At 53.0% G+C, this 20,336-nt stretch carries 16 protein-coding genes and 1 pseudogene; 14 read left to right on the forward strand and 3 right to left on the reverse strand.

Annotated elements, in window-relative coordinates:
* The first annotated feature begins 17 nt into the window (after positions 1–17).
* From EHW56_RS10375 to rlmB, 14 genes are all read left to right on the forward strand, one after another.
* Positions 18–1,490, forward strand: coding sequence for an NAD(P)H-hydrate dehydratase (locus EHW56_RS10375; RefSeq protein WP_152796129.1), 1,473 nt, complete (start codon positions 18–20; stop codon positions 1,488–1,490).
* A gap of 67 nt (positions 1,491–1,557) precedes the next feature.
* Positions 1,558–2,028, forward strand: coding sequence for a tRNA (adenosine(37)-N6)-threonylcarbamoyltransferase complex ATPase subunit type 1 TsaE (tsaE, locus tag EHW56_RS10380; protein WP_152799680.1), 471 nt, complete (start codon positions 1,558–1,560; stop codon positions 2,026–2,028).
* A 1-nt stretch (position 2,029) separates the two neighbouring features.
* Positions 2,030–3,718 (forward strand): LysM peptidoglycan-binding domain-containing protein, encoded by a 1,689-nt coding sequence (locus tag EHW56_RS10385; RefSeq protein WP_152799682.1) that lies wholly within the window; start codon positions 2,030–2,032, stop codon positions 3,716–3,718.
* Between the two features lies 1 nt (position 3,719).
* Positions 3,720–5,732, forward strand: a complete 2,013-nt coding sequence (mutL, locus tag EHW56_RS10390) for a DNA mismatch repair endonuclease MutL (protein WP_152799684.1) — start codon at positions 3,720–3,722, stop codon at positions 5,730–5,732.
* Positions 5,725–6,666 carry a tRNA (adenosine(37)-N6)-dimethylallyltransferase MiaA gene (gene miaA, locus EHW56_RS10395; RefSeq protein ID WP_152796121.1) on the forward strand — a complete coding sequence of 314 codons (942 nt, stop codon included), beginning with the start codon at positions 5,725–5,727 and terminating at the stop codon, positions 6,664–6,666. Before mutL ends, miaA begins: the two co-directional genes overlap by 8 nt.
* Positions 6,667–6,743: 77 nt before the next feature.
* A complete protein-coding gene (hfq, locus tag EHW56_RS10400; RefSeq protein ID WP_046074381.1) occupies positions 6,744–7,022 on the forward strand; it encodes an RNA chaperone Hfq in 279 nt (92 codons plus the stop codon).
* A gap of 28 nt (positions 7,023–7,050) precedes the next feature.
* Positions 7,051–8,343: a ribosome rescue GTPase HflX gene (gene hflX, locus EHW56_RS10405; RefSeq protein ID WP_152796119.1), complete on the forward strand. Its 1,293-nt coding sequence runs from the start codon at positions 7,051–7,053 to the stop codon at positions 8,341–8,343.
* A gap of 49 nt (positions 8,344–8,392) precedes the next feature.
* Positions 8,393–9,553 carry an FtsH protease activity modulator HflK gene (hflK, locus tag EHW56_RS10410; RefSeq protein WP_046074379.1) on the forward strand — a complete coding sequence of 387 codons (1,161 nt, stop codon included), beginning with the start codon at positions 8,393–8,395 and terminating at the stop codon, positions 9,551–9,553.
* Positions 9,554–9,555: 2 nt separating this feature from the next.
* A complete protein-coding gene (gene hflC, locus EHW56_RS10415) occupies positions 9,556–10,446 on the forward strand; it encodes a protease modulator HflC (RefSeq protein WP_046074378.1) in 891 nt (296 codons plus the stop codon).
* Positions 10,447–10,538: 92 nt separating this feature from the next.
* On the forward strand, positions 10,539–10,724 hold the full coding sequence (locus EHW56_RS10420) for a DUF2065 domain-containing protein (protein WP_046074377.1): 186 nt from the start codon (positions 10,539–10,541) through the stop codon (positions 10,722–10,724).
* A gap of 117 nt (positions 10,725–10,841) precedes the next feature.
* Positions 10,842–12,140: an adenylosuccinate synthase gene (locus EHW56_RS10425; protein WP_046074376.1), complete on the forward strand. Its 1,299-nt coding sequence runs from the start codon at positions 10,842–10,844 to the stop codon at positions 12,138–12,140.
* A gap of 203 nt (positions 12,141–12,343) precedes the next feature.
* Positions 12,344–12,979 (forward strand): tetratricopeptide repeat protein, encoded by a 636-nt coding sequence (locus EHW56_RS10430; RefSeq protein ID WP_152799686.1) that lies wholly within the window; start codon positions 12,344–12,346, stop codon positions 12,977–12,979.
* A gap of 217 nt (positions 12,980–13,196) precedes the next feature.
* Positions 13,197–15,692: a ribonuclease R gene (gene rnr, locus EHW56_RS10435; protein WP_152799688.1), complete on the forward strand. Its 2,496-nt coding sequence runs from the start codon at positions 13,197–13,199 to the stop codon at positions 15,690–15,692.
* Positions 15,693–15,695: 3 nt separating this feature from the next.
* The gene (rlmB, locus tag EHW56_RS10440) at positions 15,696–16,430 is read left to right on the forward strand and encodes a 23S rRNA (guanosine(2251)-2'-O)-methyltransferase RlmB (protein ID WP_046074372.1); all 735 of its coding nucleotides are present in this window, start codon (positions 15,696–15,698) and stop codon (positions 16,428–16,430) included.
* 78 nt (positions 16,431–16,508) lie between these two features.
* Here rlmB and EHW56_RS15695 read toward each other — a convergent pair whose 3' ends face one another.
* The 3 genes and pseudogenes from EHW56_RS15695 to EHW56_RS10450 all read right to left on the reverse strand — a co-directional run bounded on the left by EHW56_RS15695 (position 16,509) and on the right by EHW56_RS10450 (position 20,321).
* Positions 16,509–17,084 carry a carbohydrate-binding protein gene (locus EHW56_RS15695; protein ID WP_370517636.1) on the reverse strand — a complete coding sequence of 192 codons (576 nt, stop codon included), beginning with the start codon at positions 17,082–17,084 and terminating at the stop codon, positions 16,509–16,511.
* 51 nt (positions 17,085–17,135) lie between these two features.
* Positions 17,136–19,139: pseudogene (locus tag EHW56_RS10445) on the reverse strand (glycosyl hydrolase family 18 protein); the annotation flags it as partial.
* A 9-nt stretch (positions 19,140–19,148) separates the two neighbouring features.
* Positions 19,149–20,321 carry a lytic polysaccharide monooxygenase gene (locus EHW56_RS10450; RefSeq protein ID WP_152799693.1) on the reverse strand — a complete coding sequence of 391 codons (1,173 nt, stop codon included), beginning with the start codon at positions 20,319–20,321 and terminating at the stop codon, positions 19,149–19,151.
* Positions 20,322–20,336: the final 15 nt, after the last annotated feature.

The following is a 20,336-nucleotide window of genomic DNA, read 5'->3' on the forward strand; positions in this document are numbered from 1 at the left end:
ATCAATGGAGGCACTTAATGGCGACAAGTTTACCACAGAGTTTCTATCGCGCAGAGCAAGTTCGTGAAGGCGAGCAAGCGGTCGCGCGTGCACTGTCGATTCCCATGTATCAGCTAATGCTACGTGCTGGGCAGTCAGTGTTTGACTGTATCAATCAACATTATCCCAATGCGGCTCGACTATTAATCGTATGTGGTGCCGGTAATAATGCGGGTGATGGTTATGTGATTGCGCGGCTTGCCAAATCCTCGGGGTTAAGCGTTACCGTGTGGTCGCTAGTGACACCAAGCAAACTGGAGGGTGATGCGGCGACCGCTTGGCAAGAGTGGCAAGATTGTGGTGGTAGCTATGTTGAACACCCACCAACGATCAGCCAGTTCGATGTGGTGGTCGATGCTATCTTGGGTACCGGATTATCGCGTGCCGTGGAGGGGGAGTTTGCTCAGGCGATCAGCGCCATCAACCTCGCGGCGGTACCTGTGGTTGCAGTAGATATTCCCTCTGGGCTTTGTGCCAATAGTGGCTGTGTGAAAGGCGTGGCTATTGACGCCGATGTGACCGTCACCTTGATTGCGTTAAAGCAAGGATTGCTCACCGGCCAAGCGGTTGCCCATCGCGGTGAGTTAATGTTTGCGGGCCTGAATGTCGCGACAGCATTCTCGCGTCAGTCCACCCCTGCGGGTTACCTTGTTCGTGATGACTGGGTCGAGCAGCATTTACCTAAACGCTCACGCAGCGCACACAAGGGACAATTCGGTCGCGTCCTGTGTTTAGGGGGCGACCAGGGCATGGGGGGCGCAGTGGCCTTGTCAGCGCAAGCGGCGTTAAGAACCGGTGCCGGGCTTGTCAAAGTGGTGACGCAAAAAGCGCATACCCTGATGCTGGTAACACGTCAGCCAGAACTGATGACGCAAGGTTGGGAGCCCGGCCAATCACTCAGTGAGACGTTGGCATGGGCAACACATTTGGTCATTGGCCCGGGACTCGGCCAGAGTGCGTGGTCGGATGCGTTGTGGACGATCGCCATGAGTGCCCGGACGCCCAAGGTGATTGATGCGGATGGCCTCAATAAGTTAGCGCGGCAGCCACAACATCGCGATGACTGGATCCTCACCCCACATCCCGGTGAGGCGGCGCGCTTATTAGGTTGTGAAACCAAAGAAGTGGAACTTGACCGCTTTGCTGCCGTCAAAGCGATACACACGCGTTATGGTGGCGTTGCCGTACTTAAAGGAGCGGGAACAATCGTATATGATGGCACAAATTATGCTGTTGCTAATGTCGGTAACCCTGGCATGGCGTCTGGGGGAATGGGCGATGTGTTGTCGGGTGTCATAGGCAGTCTTCTGGCGCAAGGCGTAGACTTATTTCCTGCCGCGGCTCTGGGGTGCTATCTTCATGGCAAAGCGGGTGATAAGGCGGCCGAGGCAGGTGAACGGGGGTTATTGGCCAGCGATCTATTCCCCTATTTGCAACAATTAGTAGATTAGCGCACGGGTGGCGGTAGCCATGCAAGGTGCGACGAATACCCATATAAAGATGAGATCCCTTTGTAGTATGACCCAGACTTTTACCACCTCATTGACTGATGCCGATCGCACTGTGGCGTTTGGTGCCGCGTTGGCGCGTGCATGTACGCAAAATACCACTTGTTACTTGCACGGTGATCTTGGCGCCGGCAAAACCACATTCTGCCGCGGTTTTGTGCAAGCAATGGGACATACCGGGAATGTGAAAAGCCCCACCTATACGCTCGTGGAACCTTACCTATTGCCACCCTGGCACATATACCATTTTGACCTTTATCGGTTGGGCGATCCGGAAGAGCTGGAGTTTATGGGGATCCGTGATTATTTTAATGATCAGGCGCTTTGCTTGATTGAATGGCCGGAAAGAGGCCAAGGCTGGTTACCGCGCGCCGATCTAGACATTACTCTGCGCTATGACGGTGAGCAACGTGAACTGGTTATTGACGCGAATACCCGCGTTGGGATCGCAATTATCGACCGTCTAGAATGGGAAGACTAGCATGATGTGGCAGCGGCTTTGCATCTTGATGATCGCCAGTTTGTTGAGTGCAACAAGTTGGGCCAATAAGATTGAAAATATTCGGGTATGGCCCGCCCCCAATGAGACACGGGTGGTGGTAGATCTTGAAGATAAACCGGATTTTAGCTATTTCTCACTGTCACGTCCCGATCGGCTGGTGGTTGATTTAAAGCAGAGCCAGCTGGCTACGCGCTTACCTAAGCCGGTCAAAGGCAGTGATATCTTGCGTCAAATCCGTAAGAGCAGTCCGCCCGAGGCATCGACGTATCGGTTAGTTTTTGAGTTAAAAGACGGTGCCAAGCCGCATATCTTCTCGCTCGCCCCCGGGGGAGAATATGGCCACCGGCTGGTGGTTGATTTACCCCATCCTAAGAAAGTAGATAAAAATAAACCCGCGTTGTCTGTTGCTGAAAAGAAGCGACGTGAGACGGTGGCTGCATTGCCTTTTGGCACCGAGGATATCGTAGTGGCAATCGATGCCGGGCATGGCGGTAATGATCCCGGTGCGGTGGGGCCTAGCCGTAAATTTGAAAAATATGTCACGCTCTCTATCGCTAAGCAAACGGCGGCACGCATTAACGCTGTTCCTGGCATGCGTGCGGTTTTAACGCGGACGGGGGACTACTTTGTCGATTTGAACCGTCGGTCTGAAATTGCGCGTCAACACAAAGCCCACTTATTGGTCTCGGTGCACGCAGATGGTTTCCATAAACCACAACCTCGTGGCGCATCGGTATGGGTACTTTCTCGTCGCCGTGCGAACAGTGAAATTGGTCGTTGGATAGAAAAACATGAAGAGCAATCTAACTTGTTGGGTGGGGGCTCTTTGCTGGCACAGAATAATGAGGACGAATACTTAAGTCGTGCGGTATTGGACTTGCAGTTTAGTAACTCGCAAAAGGAAGGCTTTAATGTTGCGAAACGCGTACTAAAGGAGCTCGGCAAAGTCACCAAATTACATAAATCGAGTCCAGAGCACGCCAGCCTCGCGGTATTAAAGTCACCAGACATACCGTCTTTGCTCGTCGAAGTTGGCTTTATCTCTAATCCACAAGAAGAACGCCTGCTATTTCAGCGGGATCATCAGCGCCGGCTCGCGGATGCGGTCTATCATGGTATTCGCAATTATTTTGAGCGCTTCCCGCCGGATGGCACCTTGTTTGCTGCGCGCAAAAACGGGGTAAAACACGAAGTCAGTGCCGGCCAGTCACTGTCGGTCATTGCCAAAAAATATAAGAGTTCCGTCGCCGCGATAAAATCGGCGAATGGATTAACCTCCAATACCTTGCGGGTTGGCCAAGTGTTATCGATCCCCAATGTTGATGTCGCTAAATTAGCAGGCAAGACCAGCAAAACGACGTCAACGCGTACGCTGACGCACACCGTGAGTCGCGGAGAGTTTCTTGGCAAAATTGCCGAGCATTATCAGGTCTCGGTGGCGACGCTGCGCCGCGCGAATAACTTGAAGTCTGACACGCTCTGGGTGGGGCAAAAGCTGAAAGTGCCGGGTGCGACATCGCCAGCGGTCAAACACAAAGTCAAACGCGGTGAATACCTTGGCAAAATTGCCAGCAATTACGGAGTGACCATTGAGAGCCTCCGCCGCGCCAATGAATTACGCTCTGATACGCTGGCGGTCGGGCAAACCTTGATCATCCCAGGAAGCTGATATGGCGATTGAGATTTTACCCGCGCGCCTTGCTAACCAGATTGCTGCTGGGGAGGTGGTCGAACGTCCCGCCTCGGTGGTGAAAGAGCTGGTCGAAAACAGCATTGATGCGGGAGCGACCCGTATTGATGTGGATATTGAAAAAGGGGGAAGCAAGCTGATCCGCGTGCGTGATAATGGGTGTGGGATCAGCAAAGCGGATCTGCAACTTGCCCTCAGTCGACACGCCACGTCTAAGATCCACAGCTTGGATGATCTTGAGGCGATCATGAGCCTCGGATTTCGCGGTGAGGCGCTAGCGAGTGTAAGCTCGGTATCACGTCTTACTATCACCTCGCGCCCTGCTGACCAGCAAGAAGCATGGTCGGCGTTTGCTGAGGGGCGAGAGATGGCGGTGAATGTAAAGCCCGCCGCCCACCCGGTTGGCTGTACCGTTGAAGTGGTGGACTTATTCTTTAACACCCCAGCGCGGCGCAAATTTTTACGCACTGAGAAAACCGAGTTTGGCCACATTGATGAGTTACTGCGGCGCATTGCATTGAGCCGGTTTGATATCACCATCAACCTGCGCCATAACGGTACCCAAGTGCGCCAGTATCGACGTGTGCCAGAAAACGGCGATCCATTACGCCGCGTGAAGGCGATTTGTGGGCAAAAGTTTGTTGAGCATGCGTTGCGGATTGACCTGCATCATCACGACATGGCACTGACAGGCTGGATTTGCACACCAGAAGGTGCTCGTCAGCAAAGTGATATGCAGCATTGCTTTGTTAATCAGCGCATGATGAAAGATAAGCTGATTAATCACGCGATTCGCCAAGGTTATGAACAAAGCCTTGCACGGGATCAGTACGCCGCTTTCGTACTGTATATTGATGTCGATCCGCATCAAGTGGATGTCAATGTGCACCCAGCGAAACATGAAGTCCGTTTTCATCAGGCGCGCTTGGTGCATGATTTTATCTATCAAGCCATTTATGACGGCTTACAACAAGCGTCGTTACCTGAAGACCACAGTGTGAATCCTGAGACGGGCGAAGTGAGAGAAGCGGTCACTTATCAGCCGCGTGCCTCTGCGACCGCCAACCCCAACCCTTACCAACAAGCGGTTGACGCGTTCCCTGATTACCCTGGTAAACGGCAGGAAGACGGGGCATCACCGGCTTCCTGGTCGCGTGATACAGCGTATAAGCACCACGCCGATGACGGCCCAACGCGTGGCCGACCTTCTCACGGTTCAGACTGGCCGGGGAGAGCGGATGCTCCTTCTCGTTCACCCTCAAAGCAAGCGACGCAAGCGTATCAAGCATTGATGACCCCCCAACCGGATGCCGGGGCTGACCTAGGTGATGCCACGCCAACGCGTGCGACGAGTTTGTCGCCATTCGACAGCGTCCCGGCAGCTCTTGATACCGTCTCAACAACCACGAGCACGGGTCAGCCTGGATTAGGGAAGGTGCTTTCAGTGGTTGAGCAGCACTATGTGCTGATGGCATGGGGTGAGAGATTATGGCTGGCCGATCATCACCGGTTAGAATGCTGGCGCCATCAAGGCGTGCTACAACCCGCTCTGGGTGAGGGGCTAGTCACGCAACCTCTATTGATCCCACAACGATTATCTGCCTCTACAGAAGAGTGTCAGCGCGTGATCCAGTATCAGGCGTTACTTGGCCAGTTTGGTATTCATATTCGCCCTAAAGGGCAGCAATTAATGGTGATGTCAGTCTGTCAGCCACTAAGACAGCATAACTTACAGGCTTTTATCCCTGCGTTATTGGCGTTTTTAGCGCAATTAGATCCTGAGCAATCCCACATGGATCACAGCGCGAGTATGTGCTGTTGGCTGGCAAAGCAGTTGACAGTAGCATCGGATCCAGTCAGCCTTGCGCAAGCGGTACAAACCGTATCGGACGTTGAACAATATTGGCAGGGGGACGCGTTAGAAAAGGGCCGCCAGCGCTACTTTAAACGCATCGACCTGACCTCAGTGATAGAAGCACTACAGCATGACTAATCCGCTGCCTAAAGCGATTTTTTTGATGGGACCGACCGCGTCCGGGAAAACGGATCTGGCCATTGCGCTGCGCCAGATCTTGCCGGTAGAAATCATTAGTGTCGACTCGGCACTGATTTATCGCGGGATGGATATTGGCACCGCCAAGCCGACAGCGGAGGAATTAGCGCAAGCGCCGCATCGTCTAATCGACATTCGTGATCCGTCTCAAGCCTACTCGGCGGCAGATTTTCGTGAAGATGCGCTCACAGAAATGGCGACGATTGTCGCCGATGGTAAGATCCCACTGTTGGTGGGAGGCACCATGCTGTATTTTAAAGCATTGTTAGAAGGGCTATCGCCGTTGCCGAGTGCGGATCCTGATATCCGTGAGGGGTTAGAAAACGAGGCGCAACAGCATGGTTGGGAAGCATTACATGCTCAGTTATGCGAGGTTGATCCCGTGTCGGGCGCTCGGATCCACCCTAACGATCCGCAAAGAATCATGCGGGCGTTAGAAGTCTATCGGATCAGTGGGCAGACCCTAACAGCATTAACAGAAAAAAAAGGTGAACCTTTGCCGTATCAGGTACACCAATTTGCAATAGCGCCTCAGGATCGAGGCGAATTGCATCGCCGCATCGAGCTTCGTTTCGATAAAATGATCGACGCGGGGTTTGAAAAAGAGGTACGCACATTATACGAACGCGATGATCTGCATGTCGATCTGCCATCGATTCGTTGTGTCGGGTACCGTCAGATGTGGGACTATTTGGCCGGACGTTGCACCCATGATGAAGCCGTTTACCGTGGGATTTGCGCGACGCGCCAGTTAGCCAAGCGTCAAATAACCTGGCTAAGAGGCTGGGATAATGTGACGTGGCTTGATAGCGACACGCCGTCGCTGTCTTTACAAACGGTGACAAAAGCGTTGACGGCAGGGACGGAAACTTGATGTATACTGTCACTGACAAGGACGCTGCTTAACCGCGACAATTGACTACAATTACAAACAAATAAGGAAAAGAAATAATGGCTAAGGGGCAATCATTACAAGACCCATTCCTGAACGCGTTACGTCGTGAGCGCATTCCTGTTTCCATTTACCTAGTAAATGGTATTAAGTTGCAAGGCCAAATCGAATCGTTTGATCAGTTCGTGATCCTGCTAAAAAATACGGTTAATCAAATGGTGTACAAGCACGCGATTTCAACCGTTGTGCCGGCACGTGCTGTGAGCCACCACAACAATAATCAAGGGGCTGGTGAGCGTCCACAGGGCGAACGTCAGCAAGAAAAACCTGAGGAATAAAGCATTCTATTGCTAAGGAGTCTATCGCTTGTTTGACCGTTACGAGGCCGGTGAACAGGCTGTACTCGTTCATATAAACTTTACCCATGATGGCGAGTGGGATGATCTCAGCGAATTTCAAATGCTGGTGTCATCCTCGGGTGTCGATGCCTTGCAAGTTGTTGTCGGCAGCCGTCAGTCCCCTCATCCCAAATATTTTGTTGGCGAGGGAAAAGCCCAAGAAATAGCAGATACTGTGCAACAAGTCGGCGCGGACATTGTGATTTTTAATCACACTTTATCCGCGGCCCAAGAGCGCAACCTAGAGCAGCGATTTAAATGCCGAGTGTTAGACCGAACCGGATTGATCCTCGATATTTTTGCCCAGCGTGCGCGTACCCATGAGGGTAAGTTGCAAGTTGAGCTGGCTCAGTTACGCCACTTATCTACCCGGCTTGTGCGAGGCTGGACTCACCTTGAGCGTCAAAAAGGCGGGATTGGCTTGCGTGGCCCGGGTGAAACACAGTTAGAAACAGACCGTCGCTTAGTGCGTGATCGGGTGAAAGCGATTTTAAAGCGACTGGATAAGGTTGCGAAGCAGCGTGAGCAAGGGCGACGTGCGCGCGCGCGGGCGGAAGTGCCGACTGTGTCATTGGTCGGGTATACCAATGCGGGCAAATCGACCTTGTTTAATCGGATCACCGAAGCGGGGGTATATTCGGCCGATCAGCTGTTTGCCACCTTGGATCCGACATTGCGCCGTATTGAAGTGGACGACTTGGGTACCGCGATATTGGCGGATACCGTCGGCTTTATTCGTCACTTACCGCATGACTTGGTCGCGGCATTTAAAGCAACGCTTCAAGAAACGCAAGAAGCGAGCTTGCTACTACACGTGGTCGATGCCAGTGATGAACGCTTTGGTGACAACATTGAAGCGGTCAACAGTGTGTTGGATGAAATCGATGCGGCGGATGTGCCTCATCTTATCATTATGAACAAAATAGATAGTCTGGATCAGGCTGAGCCTCGTATTGAACGGGACGAAGAGGGCGTTCCGAAAGCAGTATGGGTGTCAGCGTTGTCTGGTCAAGGTATCGCGCTCATATTTGAAGCCCTTACCGAGCGTTTATCTGGCACCATGGTGCGGCATCAATTACGGCTGCCACCAAGTATGGCTGGGCGAATGCAAAGTAAATTTCACCAGATGCGATGCGTTATCAGTGAAGAGTACCAAGATGATGGGCATCTACTCGTCGATGTCAGGCTGCCGCAAACGGACTGGTATCGGTTAGAAAAAAGAGAAGGCAACCAGCTCGGCGACTTTATCGTCAGTGATTAGGCTGCTAGAGTAAAAAATTATCGTCAGATCAATTTGATGGAGTGCGCGAATGGCGTGGAATGAGCCAGGAAACAATGGCGGTCCCGACAAAGACCCCTGGGGGAATCGTGGAGGCCGTAATCAAGGGCCACCGGATCTTGATGAATTGTTTAACAAACTAAGCCGCAAATTGGGCGGCTTAGGTGGCCGCAAAGGTAAAGGACCATCGTTCGGCGGTGGTATGGCAGGGCTAGGCGTTCTCGCGCTGGTAGGTATCATTGTCTGGGGTATTTCCGGGTTCTATACCATCGGGGAAGCTCAGCGTGGTGTGGTGCTGCGGTTTGGTCAGTATGATCGTATCGTTCAACCGGGCCTGAACTGGAAGCCAACCTTTGTGGATACGGTCAGCACGGTGGATGTAGAGTCGATTCGTTCGCTCAATAGCTCTGGCCTGATGCTGACCAAAGATGAAAACGTGGTCAACGTGGAGATGGACGTTCAGTACCGCGTGATGGATCCACAGCAATATCTTTATAGCGTGACCAATGCAGATGACAGCTTGCGTCAAGCAACCGATTCAGCATTGCGTGCGGTCGTCGGTGACTCTTTGATGGATGACATCATCACTCGTGGCCGTCAAGAAGTGCGTGAGCGCACTCAGGTTGAGCTGAACGAAATCATCGACAAGTACGATATGGGCTTGTTGGTGGTGGATGTCAACTTCCAGTATGCGCGCCCACCGGAGCAGGTCAAAGACGCCTTTGATGATGCGATTGCAGCGCGAGAGGATGAGGCCCGCTTTATCCGTGAAGCCGAAGCGTATCGTAATGATGTGTTGCCGAAAGCAACGGGTCGTGCTGAAACGCTGAAAAAAGCGGCATTGGGTTACAAAGAGCGTACCGTTAACGAAGCAGAGGGTGAAGTCTCTCAATTTGAGAAACTCTTGCCTGAGTATCGTGATGCACCCCGTGTGACGCGTAACCGGCTATACATCCAGACCATGGAAGAAGTGTACAGCAATACGAGTAAGGTGATGGTGGATTCGCAAAGCGGAAACAGCAACCTCATGTATCTCCCACTGGATAAGCTAATGGGAGGCGCAGCCGTCGGCGCTAACCAGCGTAAAGAAACGTCGAGCAGCCAATATGGTATTGAGCTTGAGCAAAGCTCTCAGCCTCAACAGCAAGAGTCGGCGCCGCGTTCTGGTTCATCACGAGAAGGGAGATACTAAGCATGCGTAAGATGATGATCCCAGTTGTCGTCCTAGCGGCAGTGGTCTTTTTGATGTCGATCTTCGTGGTGAGTGAAGGTGAGCGTAGCATTGTGATCCGTTTTGGACGTGTGCTTAAAGCGGATAACGACGTGGCGAAAATCTACCAGCCCGGTCTGCACTTCAAACTGCCGTTATTTGATCGCGTTAAGACCTTGGATGCGCGTATTCAAACCATGGATGATCGCGCTGACCGCTTTGTTACCGCGGAGAAAAAAGACGTTATTATCGACTCTTACGTCAAATGGCGTATTAAAGACTTTGGCCAGTACTATCTGTCCACAGGGGGCGGTAATAAATTGACGGCTGAATCTCTGTTGCAACGTCGTGTTGCCGATGGCCTGCGTGCCGAAATTGGTAACAAGACCATCAAAGAGATTGTGTCTGAAAAACGTGATCAAGTGATGAAAAGTGTCCTTGAGCGGGCGGCCAGCGAGGGTTCGCGTGATTTAGGGATTGAGTTGATTGACTTGCGTATCAAGCGTATCAACCTACCGAGTGAAATCAGTGAGTCGATTTATGCGCGTATGCGTGCTGAGCGTGAGGCCGTCGCCCGTCGCCATCGTGCACAGGGTCGCGAGCAAGCGGAAATCATTCGTGCGCAAGCGGAGCTAGAAGTGGCGACGATTCTGTCCAAAGCAGAACGTCAAGCGCGGATCACTCGTGGTGAAGCTGATGCAGAAGTGGCGAAGCTATTTGCCAGCGCTTTCAAAAAAGAGCCTGAGTTTTATAGCTTTGTTCGCTCGCTACAAGCGTATCGTAAGAGCTTTAACAGCAAGAGCGATATGCTCGTCGTGGATCCGAAGAGTGATTTCTTCAAATACATGAAGCAACCTGAAGCGATAGAAAAGTAAATCGTTAGATGGGTAGCGACGCATAAAAGACAAGGCTCTGGCCTTGTCTTTTTTTATGTCGTCATCCCCTATTTTCGACGTAGGAGGTAAGAATGACTAGCCTGTGGGGCGCGCTAGCGCTGGTATTAGTGGTTGAGGGGTTAGGGCCGATGTTACTGCCGAAACAGTGGCGACAGATGGTCATGGCTTTGGGTGAACAATCTGACACCCAGTTGCGGCGTATTGGTGGCTGCTTAGTGGTGATTGGGAGTGTGCTGGCTTACCAGCTTTTAACCTAGCATTCAGCCACCTGGCACCGAGCAGACAAGTGAAAATGTCAATACGGTTAAAAAATGACTGCAACCGAGTTTTTAAGGTGCTAGAATCCATTTTTAACTAGCTGCATATCGAAGAAGATGGGTAATAACGTAGTCGTTCTCGGCACCCAATGGGGTGACGAAGGTAAGGGAAAGATCGTTGATCTTTTGACTGAAGATGCAAAATACGTGGTTCGCTACCAAGGCGGTCACAACGCAGGTCATACTCTTGTCATTGACGGTGAAAAGACCGTCCTACACTTGATTCCTTCTGGTATCCTCCGCAACAACGTTAAATGCATTATCGGCAATGGTGTGGTGCTGTCCCCGGACGCCTTGCTGAAAGAAATGGGTGAGCTGGAAGCACGTGGCGTGCCTGTGCGTGAGCGCCTATTCCTGTCAGAAGCGTGTCCACTGATCCTGCCTTATCACATTGCGCTTGACGCAGCACGTGAGCAAGCACGCGGTAAGAAAGCTATCGGTACCACAGGCCGTGGTATTGGTCCTGCGTACGAAGACAAGGTCGCCCGTCGTGGCCTACGCGTTGGCGATTTGTTCGACAAAGAAGCCTTTGCTGAAAAGCTTAAAGAAGTGATGGAGTTCCATAACTTCCAGCTTGAGCATTTCTACAAAACCGAGCCAGTAAGCTACGAAGAGACCTTGGCGAAAGTCATGGAGCAAGCGGACATCCTCACCGGCATGGTGATGGACGTGACTCAAGAGCTGGATGATGCCCGCAAGCGTGGTGACAAAATCATGTTTGAAGGCGCGCAAGGCACTTTGCTTGATATCGACCACGGCACCTATCCGTATGTGACCTCCTCAAACACTACCGCTGGCGGTGTAGCAGCGGGCTCAGGCTTTGGTCCTCGTCATCTTGGCTATGTGTTGGGGATTGCTAAAGCTTACTGCACCCGTGTAGGGGCAGGCCCATTCCCAACTGAGCTGGATGATGAGATTGGCATGCACCTTGGTACCAAGGGCGCTGAATTCGGTGCCACCACTGGCCGTAAGCGTCGTTGTGGTTGGTTTGATGCGGTGGCCATGCGTCGTGCCGTACAGATTAACTCGGTATCAGGCTTCTGCTTAACCAAGCTTGACGTGATGGACGGCTTGGAAGAAATCAAAATTTGTACCGGTTACAAGATGGCAGACGGTTCAACCGTTGAGGTGTCTCCATTAGCTGCTGACGCGTATGAGAACATTGAGCCTATCTATGAAAGCATGCCGGGGTGGAGTGAAAACACCTTTGGGGTGAAGTCTCTGGATGAGCTTCCACAAGCTGCACTGAACTACATCAAGCGTATCGAAGAGCTGACTGGTGTGCCTATCGATGTGGTCTCGACCGGTCCAGACCGTAACGAAACCATTATCAAAGTGCATCCTTTTAATAGTTAAGCACGTAAGACGGTTCGATACCAAAAGCCAGCGTTGATCGCTGGCTTTTTTCATATTTTAGTGTGGCGTAGGAAGCCAAATCGCGTGAAAGCGGAAAAAACTTGCCGCCTTTGCTAAAGTCAGTATGCAAGGTGCCGATACAAAAAAGCACACGGCGAGCGTGCGCGTTGCTGTTGGGTTTCTTGGTTGAATAGCGAGTAGGCATGAAGTTTCGAACGCTGATTTTTTCACTTTCTTTGACGACAGCGACGCTGACGACAGCAACGGCCCATGCGGACGTCGGGGCGGCTGTGCCTTTATACGAAGAAAGTGAGCTTATCACGCTGTTTGAAACCAACTCTCACCTTGAGCGCGTCAAACAAGACGAATGCCAGCTCGTACAAGATATTGAAGCCCGTGCCACCCGTGTGGGCTCCCCTGCCTATGAATTTTTATATGGCGATATGCTGGCGTGGGGTGTGTGTGTTGAGCAAGACGCGGATCTCGGTGTTTACTATATGAAGCTGGCGGCTCAGCAAGGGCTACCCGCCGCATTGGAGCAAATTGGCCGTTACTACGCCAATGGCACACTGGTGCAGCAAGATCAGCACCGTGCGATCCCTTATTTACGTGAAGCTGCCTCGTTGGGGGATACGCGTGCCCGGATCCAGCTGGCAGAGTTGCTGGTGGACGATGTCGGTTCGCCGCTTGATTATGAAGACGCTTACCGCTGGTTATATCAAACCATCACCGCGGATTCTCGCACCCGTAATCGTATCGCACAGTTACGTTCAGCACTTGAGGCGCGGATGCCGCAAAACATTATCGCCCGTGCTAAACGGCGCACCAGCTACTGGTAGCCGTCGGTCTTGTCAGTAGGCGACTTTGCGCGCAAAATTCGTTACACTCTCTATACACATCTGTTCCCAATCTGATTTGATATGGCCAATGCGCCATGCTCCTCTCGTTGCCTGCAAGCAAGGCGCTGAAACAAAACGTCAAACTGCGATCATCGCGGCGCAATAGCGACAGTTTACAGATATAATGAAATCAACATACGCCAATAGGAAAAGGTCTATGTCGCAAGACACAGGTTCGACAAATAATACCCCGAGCAGCCTCGCAGCCGATCCTCACCAGGCACGCGAAGCGGAGAAATACGAGAATCCGGTCCCGAGCCGCGAGCATTTGCTGGAAGTTATCCGCAGCTTCAAGGCACCAGTGAGCCGCGATAATCTGTTTTCACATCTGGGCCTAGCTGGTGATGAGCAGTATGAAGGGCTACGTCGACGCCTGCGCGCCATGGAGCGTGATGGACAATTGGTGTTCACCCGTCGCCAATGCTATGCCTTACCCGAGCGGTTGGACTTGGTCAAAGGGACCGTGATTGGTCATCGTGACGGTTTTGGCTTTCTGCGTCCAGAAGGCAAAGGCAACCACGATGATTGGATGCTGCCGCATCATCAAATGCGGAGCGTGATGCATGGTGACGTGATTTTAGCCCAGGGTGTTGGCACCGATAAGCGTGGGCGCAAAGAAGCCCGTGTGGTTCGCGTGCTCGAAGCGCGCCAAGGCCAGATTGTAGGCCGTTACTTTGTGGAAGACGGTATGGGCTTTATGGTGCCCGATGATAGCCGTCTTGGTCAAGATATTGTGATCGACAAAGAACAAACCCAAGGTGCGCGTATGGGCAATGTGGTGGTGGTCGAGATCATGCAGCGGCCAACCCGCCAAACCAATCCTGTCGGTAAGATTGTCGAAGTGCTGGGCGAGAACATGGCGCCGGGCATGGAAATCGAGATTGCACTGCGCACCCATGATATTCCCCATCAATGGCCGGATGCTGTGCTCAAGCAAGTCAAAAACTTGAGTGAAGAGGTGCCAGAAAAAGCCAAAGAGGGGCGTGTCGATCTGCGTGATTTACCACTGGTGACCATCGATGGTGAAGATGCCCGCGACTTTGATGATGCGGTGTATTGTGAGCGTAAACGCTCTGGCGGCTGGCGCTTGTGGGTGGCGATTGCCGATGTCAGTTACTATGTGCGTCCTGACTCGGCGCTGGATAAAGAAGCGCAAAACCGCGGCAACTCGGTGTATTTCCCTAACCAAGTCGTGCCGATGTTGCCGGAAGTGCTTTCTAATGGCTTATGCTCGCTGAATCCGCAAGTCGACCGCCTGTGTATGGTGTGTGAGATGACGATTTCAGAATCAGGGGCGTTATCTGGTTACAAACATTACGAAGCGGTGATGAACTCCCACGCGCGTCTGACCTATACCAAGGTGTCCCATATCTTGGAAGGCGACGAGGAGCTGCGAGAGCGCTACCGTTCTCTGGTCCCGCACTTAGAAACCTTACACGATATGTATAAGGTGCTGAGCGATGCACGTCAGCAACGCGGGGCGATTGAATTCGAGACGGTGGAAACCCAGTTTATTTTCAACGCACAACGTAAAATCGACCGCATTGTGCCGGTGGAGCGTAATGATGCACACAAGATCATCGAAGAGTGTATGATCTTGGCCAACGTCGCGTCTGCCCGTTTTGTGGAAAAACACAAAGAGCCGGCGCTTTATCGTGTCCACGAAGCGCCCGGCGAAGAGCGCCTCAGCGGCTTTAAAGACTTTTTAGGCGAGTTAGGCTTGAGTCTCAGCGGTGGCCTCGAGCCGACGCCGAAAGATTACGCGGCGCTGATGCATGTGGTGCATGGTCGTGCTGACAGTGAACTGATTCAAACCATGCTGCTCCGCTCGATGAAGCAAGCGGTGTATCAAGCGGATAACCAAGGCCACTTTGGTTTGGCGCTCAAGCAATACGCGCACTTTACCTCGCCCATCCGTCGTTATCCGGATTTGCTGTTGCACCGTGCACTCAAATACTTGATTGCCAAGCAAGCGGGTAAAAACCAAGACCGTTGGACACCCACTGGCGGCTATCACTACTCGTTTGATGATATGGATGTGCTGGGTGAGCAATGCTCGAAAACAGAGCGACGTGCCGATGATGCCACCCGAGATGTATCGGACTGGCTCAAATGTGAGTACATGCAAGATCACGTTGGCGATGAGCTGGAAGGCGTGATTGCTAATGTCACTGGTTTTGGCTTCTTTGTTCGCCTTAATGAGCTACATATCGATGGTTTAGTCCATATTTCCAACCTCGATAATGATTACTATCGCTTTGATATGGTAGGGCAACGCTTGGTGGGCGAAGGGTCTGGCCGTGTGTTCCGACTCGGCGATCAGGTAACCGTGAAAGTCTTGGCGGTGAACTTGGATGAGCGACAAATCGACTTTGAGCTGGTAGGCTCTGAGCGCAAAGCTCGTCGCCCGGGTAAAACGGCTCGTGACAAACGTAAAAAAGGCCGAGCGGAGTCGAATAAAGACCCGCAAGCCCGTCGTGAGCGAACCTCGGTTCGCCAACAGCTTAAACGTGGTGCGGTGCCAAGTGTTGAAGAAGACAAGGCGCCTGCAGATAAAAACGGCAAAAAGCGTAAAGTGAAATCGCCTGCGGAAAAAGCGCGTAAGAAAAAGGCGAAGAAACAAAAAGCCAAAGCGGGTCAGAAAAAGAAGTAAACCATGAGTAATGAAGTAATTTACGGTATTCATGCCGTTAAAGCGATTTTAGCGACCGACCCTTCCCGCTTTATCGAAGTGATGGTGTTAAAAGGGCGCCAGGATGAACGTCTGGTACCTGTGCTAAATGAGATTGCGATGTTGGGGGTCAGCATCCAACAAGTGGGTCGCAAGGCCTTAGACGACAAAACCCAAGGTGCGTCGCACCAAGGGATAGTGGCACGTGTCAAAGCGGGCCGTCAGTACAACGAAAATGACTTGGAGGCGATTCTCACCAATACCGAGAACCCCTTGTTGCTGGTACTTGATGGTGTCACCGACCCCCACAACTTGGGGGCGTGCTTACGTACCGCGGATGCGGCGGGAGTCAGTGCGGTGATTGTCCCGAAAGACAAGTCCGCTCAGCTTAATGCCACGGCGCGAAAAGTGGCCTGTGGCGCCGCTGAAGTGGTGCCTTTGGTGCGCGTCACCAACTTAGCGCGAACCATGCGTGCGCTCAAAGAGCAGGGCGTGTGGTTTGTGGGCACCGCGGGTGAAGCCGATCATGATGTTTACGACACCAAATTGGTGGGGCCGCTCGCCTTAGTGATGGGCGCAGAAGGAGATGGTATGCGCCGTTTGACCCGTGAAACCTGTGATGAGCTGATCCGGATCCCAATGGCGGGCAGTGTGTCGAGCTTGAATGTGTCCGTGGCGACCGGCGTTTGCTTGTATGAAGCGGTGCGTCAGCGTCGTTAAGCACAGCGCCTCTTGCTCAACGTTGAAGAAAAACGCCCCAGCTTGGGGCGTTTTTTATTTGGGAGGAAGAGCAGCTCGTTACAGTAGTTGCCAGACTGCGGCGCTGCCCGGCTTGTCGCCTTGCGTCCACCACTTGGCTTGGTAGCGTTGGTTGTTATATTCAACTTCAGCGCCGCCGGAATAAGCGACGGTCGCTTGCCATTCACTGCTTTGGTTGGCTTGGCTATCCCCGACGCGTTCCCATGGGGCGCCTTGGTCTGGGCGCTGGCCTTTGGTCCACCACTTGGCGCGATACTCAACCCCTTGATATAGAACACGATCGCCGCCGACGTACACGGTGTTTTCATCCCACGCTGGCAAGCCACTGGCCGGCGTCACGGTTACTGTGAATTGCGCTTGCGTGGTTTTGTCGCCATCGCTGACCTCGACCGTGACCACATAGTCGCGATTCTCCGTCACGGTGGGCGCGGTCAGCGTGACCTGATCACCGGTGCCAGAAACGGCCAGATCGCCAGATGCACGGTAGGTGTAGCTGAGTGTATCGCCATCTGGGTCGTTTGCCTCAATCGTCACGCGGGTTTGCTCACCGCTTTTCAGGCTAACAGGGGCGATAGGTGCCACAGTAGGGGCTTGGTTTTCACCCGGTACCACCACCTTAATGATGGCGCTGGCCTCGGCATTGGCTTGGCCGTCCGATACCGTCACCGACAGGGAATAGTCGGTGCTGGTGCTCACATCGGGGGCGGTCACAGTGACCGAATCCGTGTCGCTATTAGTCAGGGTCAACGCTGTATCGCCTTGCCAGCGATAGGTCAGGGCATCGCCATCCCGATCACGCCCATTGGCGGCAATGGTTAACGACGCTCCGGGCGCCAGCGTATAGCTTTGCTGCGCAAGGGTGACGGTAGGAGCATTATTGGCGGGTGGTTGACCATCCTGTGCTAATCCCTCGTGCATCGCATTGAGGATATCGCCATTGTCGGCATCGATTTCCCAAGCAAACAAACCGGCGAAGTTGTGATTGCGCACATACTGGCCTTTGGCTTTGACCGAGCGTGGGTTGTCATAAGTGACGAGCTTACCGTTGTCTGGGTTCCAAACATAAGCCGCTTCGGCTTGCTCATCATAACCGGGTTGGAAGCCATTGATACCGTTCCCCGCGCTGCCGAGCATGGATTTGACGATGCCTTTGTAGTCAATCACACCGGCTTCCCAAATACCGTCTGCGGTGCTGCCTTTGATCGGGCCGTTACCGGGTGCGGTCATCGGGTTGCTAGGATCGGTCGCATTGGCAGGGAAAACGCCTTCCCAGCCACGGCCGTACATCGCGGTACCAATCACCATTTTTTCCGGTGGTACGCCGCTTTCTAGCAGTAATTGCACACCATTATCGAGCGTGTAGGCAGGGCCTTTACGAGGCTCGCCGTTATCATCGACGCCAGTACCATCACATTCACCCGCACTCATGTGGCTGCCGCAGTAAATGGCGGTTTGGTGACCGGTGACATTGTTCCATGCGCCGAAAAAGTCGTAGGTCATGGCAAAGATATAATCCATGTACGGCGCGCTGGCGCTGTAATCGACGTTGGCCACTTTGTCATAACCGGCACCGACGGCCGAGGTGAGTTGGTACTCACGGCCCGTGTCGGCCTCGAGCTCATCCAACATCGCGCGCAGCTCACGCATTAAGGCCGCGTAGGCTTGGCTGTCTTTATCTGGATTGCCTAAATCTGGATTGGCACCGCCACCGCCTGGGTACTCCCAGTCAATGTCGACCCCATCATAGAACTTCCAGGTTTGTAGGAACTCTTTCATCGAGGCAACAAAGACGTCACGGTTGGCTTTGTCGGTGAAATCATAGAAGGGGTCTGACAGGGTCCAGCCGCCCACAGATGGGAGGATTTTCAGATCCGGGTAGCGCTGCTTGAGCGCCATCATTTGCGCATAAGTGCCACCAATCGGATCTTTAGCTGGTGTGCCGGGCAGTTTTTTCTGAATCGCCGCCCAAGGGTCATGGATCACCACTTCGTAGTCTTTTGAGCCTTGGCAGGCGAGCTCTAGTGCGCGCAAGCTGTTGCCATTTTCGATGTCGCCCAATGACTCATTGGGGCCACAAATGGGGATAAAGCCATATAAGATGTGGGTGAGATTTCCCGCGGGCACCTGACTGACATCGAAGTTACGACCATAAATGCCCCATTCGACAAAGTATGCCCCCACCACGGTATCAGGCTGTTTGGGGTAGTCATTGTTGTTCGGGTCGACATTCATCGGCAGTGGGTCAAGGTGCACACCGTCGGTGTCTGCGATCACGATGGGTTTGGCGGCACTGGTCGCACACTGGCCATCCACGCCGCCTTCACACAAGGCGAGTTTAAGCTGGTGGCGGCCTCCTTTGTCATAGGGAAAAGTGACAATGCCAGATTTGGTTCCTGCCGGTAAGGTGCCTTGATTGACGACCTGATCGTCAAAGTACACCTTGTAGCTATCACCACCATCACCGGACCAGGCATTCCATTTAATTTCAATTTGGACTTCGTCCACGCGTTGTACCAGATCTTTGTACGATCCGCGGCCATATTCGTCGACTTCAACAAAAGAATAGTTTTGTGGCTTCCAGTCCAAGCTTGGGGTTGAGGGGGCCGCCACGGCGTGGCTGGCACCCAGCGCCCCAGCAATCGCCAGAGAGAGTAGGGTCATTGGCTTCATGTTTGCTCCTTATTGTGTCACGCGTTGCCAAACAAGGGCAGCGCCGGGTTGCTCGTTTCGTGTCCACCATTTTGCTTGGTAGATGTTGTCGCCGTAGCGCACGCGATCCTTGGCCACATAGACCTCAGAAGCGCTCCACGCGGGCAGGTTGCTGGTGGGTTCGTCGGTAGCCGGGATCACCGACAGGTTGAAGCTATAGCTATCGTGGTGGCTAAAGACTTGATTTTGCACCACGTCATCGGCATTAAACTGGATCTCACCGTGGCGCATCACCCCGATACGTAAGGGCTCGTTAGCCTGTTGTTCGATAAGGCTGGCCAGCGCGTGTGGCCAATTCGCCACATTTTGGTCCGTCAATGTGAGTGTGACATCTACTACTTCTTGGCCTTGGCGGTTGTGCAAGCGGGCACGTACGCGATCGCCCAAAGCTGCCATTTGTGGATGTGGGACAAAGTAGCCCAGCTCGTGCCATTGGGCTGGCGCTGTCTGACTGGGGGTGATAGTGATGTCGGCACAGTTGTAGAAGCCTTCACCGGCCGGATCAATGCGTTGCCAACGGCTATAGAGAATGGCGTCACCTTGACGATCGGCGGGCAGGGTCACGGTCATCTCGTAATAACGGTTTCCGTTATCGCCGATCACAATGGGCAGATCGCCAAAGGTGTCGATCTTCTCGAGATCATCCCACGTCAGCGCATCGGTCGCGCCGTTGTAGTCTGGCTTGGTGAGATAAATTTCCCAATAGCTTGGGTTGTGCGGTGTGGTGGCGCGAAAACGTACGTCAATTTGGCCATTGCCATCTGGGGTGACTTCGGTCCGTTGCCAATCCGGTGAGGGCAAACTGATCCCGGCTTTATTGGGATCTCCGGCACCACATAAGTTGCCATCGGTCACGGCCGCTTTCACCGCATCCATATTGCGGTAATCCGCCACCAATTGCGCTGATTCGTGGTGTTGCACAAACGGGTAGTGCCCCGACTCTAAGAACGCAGCGCGACAGGCAGCATTGGGAATACGTGACCCATCTGAAGGCCACCAATAGCCCCCTTGCTCATGGCAAATCGCTTGGCGTGCTTTGGGGCTGTCTAAATAGCCATGTGCCATCACCTGTGAACTGCTTGCGACCAGCGCAAGGGCCACGGCGGTACGGCAGGAAAACTGTGTGAACGAAGACTTGAACATAACGACTCCTTAACG

It is taken from the genome of Salinivibrio sp. VGrn1 (assembly GCF_009377995.1).
Taxonomy (GTDB): domain Bacteria; phylum Pseudomonadota; class Gammaproteobacteria; order Enterobacterales; family Vibrionaceae; genus Salinivibrio; species Salinivibrio siamensis.